At 69.8% G+C, this 7,644-nt stretch carries 8 protein-coding genes; 5 read left to right on the top strand and 3 right to left on the bottom strand.

Annotation, left to right across the window (positions count from 1 at the left end):
• Both DQP56_RS20940 and DQP56_RS24845 read left to right on the top strand, forming a co-directional pair.
• On the top strand, nt 1–651 hold a 651-nt coding region (locus DQP56_RS20940), incomplete at its 5' end, for an adenosylcobinamide-GDP ribazoletransferase (protein WP_112688726.1).
• A 133-nt stretch (nt 652–784) separates the two neighbouring features.
• On the top strand, nt 785–949 hold the full coding sequence (locus DQP56_RS24845; protein ID WP_165825096.1) for a hypothetical protein: 165 nt from the start codon (nt 785–787) through the stop codon (nt 947–949).
• Nucleotides 950–960: 11 nt separating this feature from the next.
• Here DQP56_RS24845 and DQP56_RS20935 read toward each other — a convergent pair whose 3' ends face one another.
• A complete protein-coding gene (locus DQP56_RS20935) occupies nt 961–2,067 on the bottom strand; it encodes a branched-chain amino acid aminotransferase (RefSeq protein WP_112688724.1) in 1,107 nt (368 codons plus the stop codon).
• 23 nt (nt 2,068–2,090) lie between these two features.
• Nucleotides 2,091–3,185, bottom strand: coding sequence for a glycine cleavage system aminomethyltransferase GcvT (gene gcvT / locus DQP56_RS20930; RefSeq protein ID WP_112688722.1), 1,095 nt, complete (start codon nt 3,183–3,185; stop codon nt 2,091–2,093).
• Between the two features lie 32 nt (nt 3,186–3,217).
• Between gcvT and DQP56_RS20925 the strand changes: the two genes are divergently transcribed.
• Nucleotides 3,218–4,306: an adenylate/guanylate cyclase domain-containing protein gene (locus DQP56_RS20925; RefSeq protein ID WP_112688720.1), complete on the top strand. Its 1,089-nt coding sequence runs from the start codon at nt 3,218–3,220 to the stop codon at nt 4,304–4,306.
• An 11-nt stretch (nt 4,307–4,317) separates the two neighbouring features.
• On the top strand, nt 4,318–5,859 hold the full coding sequence (locus tag DQP56_RS20920; protein ID WP_112688718.1) for a leucyl aminopeptidase: 1,542 nt from the start codon (nt 4,318–4,320) through the stop codon (nt 5,857–5,859).
• A 15-nt stretch (nt 5,860–5,874) separates the two neighbouring features.
• Here the strand turns inward: DQP56_RS20920 and DQP56_RS20915 are convergent, their stop codons facing one another.
• Entirely contained in the window at nt 5,875–6,759 is an 885-nt protein-coding gene (locus tag DQP56_RS20915) for a hypothetical protein (RefSeq protein ID WP_234825758.1), read from the bottom strand.
• 204 nt (nt 6,760–6,963) lie between these two features.
• Here DQP56_RS20915 and DQP56_RS20910 point away from each other — a divergent pair.
• The coding region (locus tag DQP56_RS20910) for a biotin/lipoyl-containing protein (protein WP_286167797.1) at nt 6,964–7,644 on the top strand (681 nt) is incomplete at its 3' end.

Raw genomic sequence — 7,644 nt, 5'->3', positions numbered from 1 at the left:
GGCACCTTGACGGCGCTACCGGTGGTCGGGGCCGGCCTGGGGGCGCTGGCGGCGGGCGCGGTCTGGGCCGGCGGCTTCGCGTTCGGTCCCGATAGCGCGTTGACTGGGCTGCTCGCGGTGGCCGTGCTACTGGCCGCCACCCGCGGGCTGCACATCGACGGGGTGGCCGACACCGCCGACGGGCTGGGCAGCTATCGGCCCGCCGAACAGGCACTCCAGGTGATGCGCGACGGCGCGACCGGGCCGTTCGGAGTGGTCGCGGTGGTGCTGGTGGTCGGCCTGCAGGCATCGGCGTTTCCGATGCTGGACACGGCGGGCATCGTCGTCGCGGTCTGCGCCGGCCGGGTGTCGGCCGTACTGGCCTGCCTGCGTTCGGTGCCCGCCGCGCCGGGCAGCACGCTGGGCGCCGCCGTGGCGGGCAGCCAGCCGGTGCCGGTGGCGATCGCCTGGGTAGCGGTGCTCGCTGCCGGGTCGACGCTCGCCGGTGCGGCGCCGTGGCACGGACCGGTCGCCGTGGCGGTGGCGCTGGGCGGCGCCGCGGTGCTGGTCAGGCGCTGTGTCCGCCGGCTGGGCGGTGTCACCGGCGACGTGCTGGGCGCGGCCGTCGAATGGACGACGGCGCTGGCCGCCGTGCTGCTGGCCGCGTTCTGACCAGACCGGAAGCATCGAAAACTCTCCGGACTTAGAGACCTTTCTCCCCCAAAGTCACAACTCCGGGGTATGTTTGAAAAAGCAGGAACTGTTATTAACATTTTTGCCTTCTCGCGACTCCGGAGGAACGCCGATGGCTCGCCATCATCGCTACAGCAAAAGAAGCCGAGAATCGCGCAAGGCGATGGCCAACGGGTCCGACGACGCGCCGGACTACCCGGACGCCGAGGACGCCCTGGCCGAGGACTGGCCGCCCGGGCCGGAGGAATCGGACGCCCCACCCGGCTCGGCGGGTTGAGCCCGGCAGGATCAGTCCAGCCGAGCCATCCAGCCGTGGGTGTCGGCGAAGGTACCGCGCTGGATGCCGGTCAGCGTGTCCCGCAGCGCCATGGTGACCTCGCCCGGCTCACCGTCGGCAATGGTGAACTCCCCGGCCGCGGACTTGACCCTCGACACCGGGGTGATGACGGCGGCGGTGCCACAGGCGAAGACCTCGGTGATCTCGCCGGCAGCGGCCTTCTTCTCCCATTCGTCAACGTCGATCTTGCGTTCCTGGACTGCGAACCCGGCGTCAGTCGCCAACTGCAGCAACGAATCCCGAGTGATTCCGGGCAACAGTGACCCGGACAGCTCCGGCGTGACCAGCCGCGCCGAGCCGCCGGTGCCGAACACGAAGAACAGGTTCATCCCGCCCATCTCCTCGACGTAGCGCCGCTCGGCCGCGTCCAGCCACACCACTTGATCGCAGCCGTTGTCGGCGGCCTGCGCCTGGGCGACCAGCGAAGCGGCGTAATTACCGCCGAACTTGGCCGCGCCGGTGCCGCCCGGGCAGGCTCGCACATACTCGGTCGACAGCCAGACGCTCACCGGCTTGATGCCGCCCTTGAAGTACGCGCCGGCCGGTGAGGCCATCACCAGGCAGCGATACTCGTTGGCCGGCCGCACTCCCAGTCCCGGCTCGGTGGCAAAGATGAACGGCCGCAGGTACAGCGACTCCTCTCCCCCGGCTGCCGGCACCCAGGCGGAGTCCACGGCGATCAACTGCCGTAGCGACTCGATGAATAGTTCGTCGGGAAGTTCCGGGATCGCCAGCCGCCGAGCCGACGCGCGCATCCGCGCGGCGTTGGCCTCCGGCCGGAACGACACGATCGATCCGTCCGTCCAGCGGTAGGCCTTCAGCCCCTCGAAGACCTCCTGCGCGTAGTGCAGGACCACCGCCGACGGGTCCAGTTCGATCGGCCCGTAGGGCATGACCCGCGCGTTGTGCCAACCGGCATCGCGGGTGTAGTCGATCGACACCATGTGATCGGTGTGGAACTTGCCGAAACCCGGCTCAGCCAAAATGGATTCACGTACCTCGTCGGGAGTCGGGTTCGCCGTGACCGACACCTGGAACTCGAGGAGGCCGCTTTTCATGCAGCGATTGTATAACCGGTGCGCTAGCGGGTTTTTGCCGTCACGAACGGCGGCCGCACCAGCTCGCATTCGACGGCCCGGCCGCGCACGTCGACGGTGACCAGCGCGCCGTCATCGATGCCGGCATCCGCGTCGATCAGTGCCAGCGCGATGCCGGCCTTCAGCGTCGGCGAGAAGGTGCCCGACGTGGTGACCCCGACCTGCCGGTCGCCGTCGAGCACCGCCAACTCGGCTCGCAACACGCCGCGTCCGGTGGCCCGCAGCCCGCGCAGCAGCCGCGCCGGGCCTGCCGCCTTCTCGGCCAGCAGCGCCTCGCGGCCGAAGAACGCCGGCTTCTGCCAGCCGATCGCCCAGCCGCAGCGCGCCTGCAGCGGCGAGATCTCCGGCGACAGTTCGTGGCCGTGCAGCGGGTAGCCCATCTCGGTGCGCAGCGTGTCGCGGGCGCCCAGACCGGCCAGCTCACCCCCGGCCTGCGAAACTGCCGCCACCAGCGCGTCGAACACCACCGCCGCCGTCTCCCACTCCGGCAGCAGTTCGTAGCCGTGCTCCCCGGTGTAGCCGCTGCGGCATACCCGTACCGGCACGCCCGCATACGACGCATCGGCGAAGCCCATGTAGTCCATCTCGGTCGGCAGGCCAAAGCCGGCCAGCACCTCGGTCGACCGCGGCCCCTGCACCGCCAGCACCGCGCGCGAGCGGTGCTCGTCGGTGATGGTCACCCCGGCCGGCGCAGCCTCGGTCAAGGCGGCCACCACCGCCGCGGTGTTGGCGGCGTTGGGCACCAGGAAGATCTCGTCGTCGGCGATGTAGTAGGCGATCAAGTCATCGACGACGCCCCCGGATTCGTTGCAGCACAACGTGTATTGCGCCTTGCCGGGCCCGATCCTGGTCAGGTCGTTGGTGAGTGTGGCATTGACGAACGCCGCCGCGCCCGGGCCGCGAACCGTCGCCTTGCCCAGATGGCTCACATCGAACAGACCCACGGTGCTGCGGGTGGCGTTGTGCTCGGCGACGGTGCCGGCGTAGGACACCGGCATGAGCCAGCCCCCGAACTCCGCGAAGCTGGCGCCCAGCTCGCGGTGGCGATCTTCCAGGGGTCCGTGTTGCAGTTCGCTCACGACGAGCCACCTTAATCGGCAAACTTGTCTAGGTGGTCGATTGGGACGCGCTGGCAGCCGCGGGCATCTCCGACGCGCGGGAGCGCGCCGGCCTGCTTGAGTACCTCGACGGGCTCGGTTTCAGCACCGAGGAGATGGCCGAGGCCGAACGCCAGGGCCGGCTGTTCGGCCTGGCCGGTGACGTGGTGGGGCGCTCGGGTCCGCCCGACTACACGCTGCGGACCGCCGCCGAGGCCTTGCGGGTACCGGTCGGCGATGTCGAACGCGCCTGGACGATGCTGGGGCTCAGCGTCGATGGCCCCGACACGCCGGCGCTGAGCCAGGCCGACGTCGACGGGCTGGCCACCTGGGTCGAGATGCGGTCCTATCTCGGCGAGCCGGTCGACGGCTTCCTGCGGGTGTTGGGGGCGACGATGGCCCGGCTGGCCGAGGCCGAGTCGTCGATGATCCGGATCAGCGAGCCCGACATGTGGCTGGGCCACACCCACAGCGAGCTGCGCACCGCCCGCGCCTGGCGGACGGTCGCCGAATACATTCCCCGGATCGGCGCGATGATCGACGCCGTCCACCGCCAGCACCAGGTCAGCGCCCGGACATTCCTCGAGGGCCTGGCCGGCGGGCCCACGTCGAGCATGGTGTGCGGGGTGGGCTTCGCCGACCTGACCGGCTTCACCGCCCTGACCCAGGTGCTCACCTCCGAGGAGCTGGCGACGCTGCTCACCGACTTCGGCGGCAGCGTCGCCGACGTGGTGCACGCCGACGGCGGGCGGGTGGTCAAGTTCATCGGCGACGCGGTGATGTGGGTGAGCGCGAGCGGGGAGCTGTTGGCGAAGGCGGCGACCGACCTGGTCGACCATCCCAAGGCCCGCAAGGTGGGTCTGCAGGTGCGGGCCGGACTGAGCTACGGGGAGGTGCTGGCCATCAACGGTGACTACTTCGGCACCCCGGTGAACCTGGCCGCGCGGCTGGTGGACGCCGCCGAACCCAGGCAGGTACTGGCCTGCGCCGGCGTGGTCAAAGAATTGCCGGACTGGCCCGTGGTGGAAAGAGGGCCCTTGAAACTCAAGGGATTCGACGAGCCCGTCCCGGCATACGAGCTGGTGCTGCCCGCCGATCGTTAGGGTGAGTGCTTGTGAGCACCCAACCCGGATACCGCGCCCCTACCGTCACCGTCACCGACTCGCTGCCCACCGCCGAGGAGGCGGTGCTGATCGTGCCGGTCGTATCGGCCGGCGATGAGCCGGATGAGTCCGGCGCCGTGGTCGCCGCGACCGAGCCGGCACTGCCGGCCGAAGCGGTCGCCGAGATCGAGGCCGGCCTGCGGGCGCTGAACGCCAAGGGCGGAAGCGAACAGGTACACCGGCTGGTGGTGGCATCACTGCCGGTGGCCAGCGTGCTGACCGTCGGACTGGGCAAGGCCCGCGACAGCTGGCCCGCTGATGTGATCCGGCACGCGGCGGGCACCGCGGCACGCTCGCTCAACGGCACCGCCGCCATCGTCGACACCCTGGCAGGGCTGCCCGGCGCCCCCGATGAGGACGTGGTGGCAGCCGGTGTCGAGGGCCTGCTGTTGGGCGGCTACCGCTTCACCGCGTTCCGCACCGACAAGACCGCCCCGAAGGATCCGGGCCTGCAATCGGTCACCGTGGTCAGCGCCGCGCCCGTCGCGGCGGCACGCGCGGCCCGCGGGGCCGATGTCGCCGCCGCGGTGGCCACCGCGCGGGACTTCGTCAACACCCCGCCGAGCCACCTGTTCCCGGCCGAGTTCGCCGACCGGGCCAAGGCGCTGGGCGAAGCCGCCGGTCTGCAGGTCGAGGTGCTCGACGAGCAGGCGCTCGCCGACGCCGGCTTCGGCGGGGTGATCGGTGTCGGCAAGGGCTCGTCGCGGCCGCCGCGGTTGGTGCGGCTGACGTACCGGCCGGCCGTCGAGCATGAGGTCAAGAAGGTGGCGCTGGTGGGCAAGGGCATCACCTTCGACACCGGCGGCATCTCGATCAAACCGGCCGCCTCGATGCACCACATGACCTCCGACATGGGCGGGGCTGCGGCCGTGATCGCGACCGTGGTGCTGGCTGCGCGCCGCGAACTCCCGGTAGAGGTGACCGCCACCGTCCCGATGGCCGAGAACATGCCGTCGTCCACCGCGCAGCGGCCCGGGGACGTGCTCACCCAGTACGGCGGCACCACCGTCGAGGTGCTCAACACCGACGCCGAGGGCCGACTGGTGCTGGCCGACGCGATCGTGCGGGCCTGCGAGGACAACCCGGACTATCTCATCGAGACCTCGACACTGACCGGTGCGCAGACGGTGGCGCTGGGCGCGCGTACCCCCGGGGTGATGGGTTCGGACGAGTTCCGGGACCGGGTGGCGGCGATCTCGCAGGCCGTCGGTGAGAACGGCTGGCCGATGCCGCTGCCCGACGAGCTCAAAGAGGACCTGAAGTCGACGGTGGCCGATCTGGCCAACGTCAGCGGGCAGCGCTTCGCCGGCATGCTGGTCGCCGGGGTGTTCCTGCGTGAGTTCGTGGCCGAGGGCGTGGCCTGGGCGCACATCGACGTGGCGGGGCCGGCCTACAACAGCGCCGGCCCGTGGGGCTACACCGGCAAGGGCGGCACCGGGGTGCCGACCCGCACCATGTTCGCGGTCTTGGAGGACATCGCCGAGAACGGGTAGCCGGTTACCGCCCGATCATGCCGGTTGCTTTTCGGCGACCGGCTCGGAAATTTCGACGCCGCTCTGAAAGGACAGCGCGGTGCTCTGCAGCAGCACCACAACGGTCAGCAGAGTCACCCACATCCAGCCCTCGCCGGGGGTGATGTGCGAATGCGGATCAATGGTCGGTAACGCGACGACGGACCGAATCCGCGCGTACACCACGAAGGCAATGGTGAGATACGGCAGCGCCATTTGGCTGGTGCGCACGATGCGGCCACGTGGTGACGGCGAACGGCGCCGTTTGGCTCCGGCCAACCAGAGGGCACCGCTGACGGCCATCACCGTCAGCCCGAGCGGGGCCGCGAGCCTGTTCGCGTGATCCCACAGCGGCTGCAGCGGCTGCCGATCCTCCGACGAACCGAGCGAGATGGCCAGATCCATGAGCTTGATCTCGGCGAATGCGAAGACAACCGGCGGGACGAGCACCACCACGATGAATCGCGCATGCTTGGCGAGCGCCGCCGATGAGCTCGCCGCGAACTGCACCAGGCCGTAAACCAGGATGGAGATCGACGCCGCGAACATGACGTCGCCCAGCAGTTCTTCGGACGCCGCCCGGCCACTGGTCAGCGCGCAGCCGCGCTCACCGGCCAGGATGCCGTACTGGAAACTGGCGAATAGCAGGCCGAGGAACGCTGCGATCAATGCGATCCCGGTCAATTTCTCATATTCGGCACCGCGCAGGTCGACCGGATGCCCGCCGGTGTGCTTCCGATGCGAGCGGTCGAGCACGACAGTGAGGGCAGCAAATGTGAAGCCTGCGAGAATACCGGCTATTGCCTGGTAGTTACTGGCCACACCCGAGATGTCAAAACCGGACCACAGCTCGCAGTTATCGCCGCCATTTTCCGAGCCCATCACCGGGATGCTAGTTCACCGATACGGCCATCGGCCCCTGGATGTGTAAGCGGGCCGGGGCAATGACAGGATGGTTTCGGCAGTCCGCGACAGTCCGCCGCCTAGCAGCGAAAGTCCGCCCGGATACGCCGCTCGATGCACCCGCTGTGGTAAGCCGGAGGGCGAGCCAAGGCGGCCCACCGACCGATCGAGGAGTCAACTGCGATGGCGTTCTCAGTTCAGATGCCTGCCCTCGGTGAGAGCGTCACCGAGGGAACCGTGACACGCTGGCTCAAAAAAGAGGGCGACACCGTCGAGGCCGATGAACCGCTGCTGGAGGTCTCCACCGACAAGGTCGACACCGAGATCCCCGCGCCGGTGTCCGGCGTGCTGACCAAGATCATCGCCGAGGAGGACACCACGGTCGAGGTCGGCGGCGAGCTGGCGCTGATCGGCGAGGCCGGCGAAAGCACTGGGGGCGGCAGCGAGCCCGTCCAACGGGCTCCCGCCGCGGAGCCCGCCGAGCAGGCATCCGAGCCGGCCGCCGAACCCGAGCCCGAGCCGGCACCGGAGCCCGAGGCCGCCGAGTCCGGAGCCGAGTCCAAGCCCGCTGCGGCCGCGCCGGCCGGCGACGGCACTCCGGTGCTGATGCCTGAATTGGGCGAATCCGTCACCGAGGGCACCGTGACGCGTTGGCTGAAGCAGGTCGGCGACTCGGTGGAGGTCGACGAACCGCTGGTGGAGGTCTCCACCGACAAGGTCGACACCGAGATCCCGTCCCCGGTGGCCGGCACGCTGCTGTCGATCACCGCCGGTGAGGACACCACCGTCGAGGTCGGCGGCGAGCTGGCCAAGATCGGTTCGGTTTCCACCACGCCGGCAGAGCCGGCAGCCGCCCCCGCCCCG

It is taken from the genome of Mycolicibacter senuensis, from assembly GCF_003284925.1.
Classification (GTDB): Bacteria; Actinomycetota; Actinomycetes; order Mycobacteriales; family Mycobacteriaceae; genus Mycobacterium; species Mycobacterium algericum_A.
Note: the sequence above shows the minus strand (reverse complement) of the source record. Positions and strands in the feature narration are given on the sequence as shown.

What these genes read in the sequence shown, in the direction of transcription:
- DQP56_RS24845 (WP_165825096.1), top strand. Translation starts at nt 785, where the DNA reads ATGGCTCGCCATCATCGCTACAGCAAAAGAAGCCGAGAATCGCGCAAG.
- DQP56_RS20935 (WP_112688724.1), bottom strand. Translation starts at nt 2,067, where the DNA reads ATGAAAAGCGGCCTCCTCGAGTTCCAGGTGTCGGTCACGGCGAACCCG.
- DQP56_RS20915 (WP_234825758.1), bottom strand. Translation starts at nt 6,759, where the DNA reads ATGGGCTCGGAAAATGGCGGCGATAACTGCGAGCTGTGGTCCGGTTTT.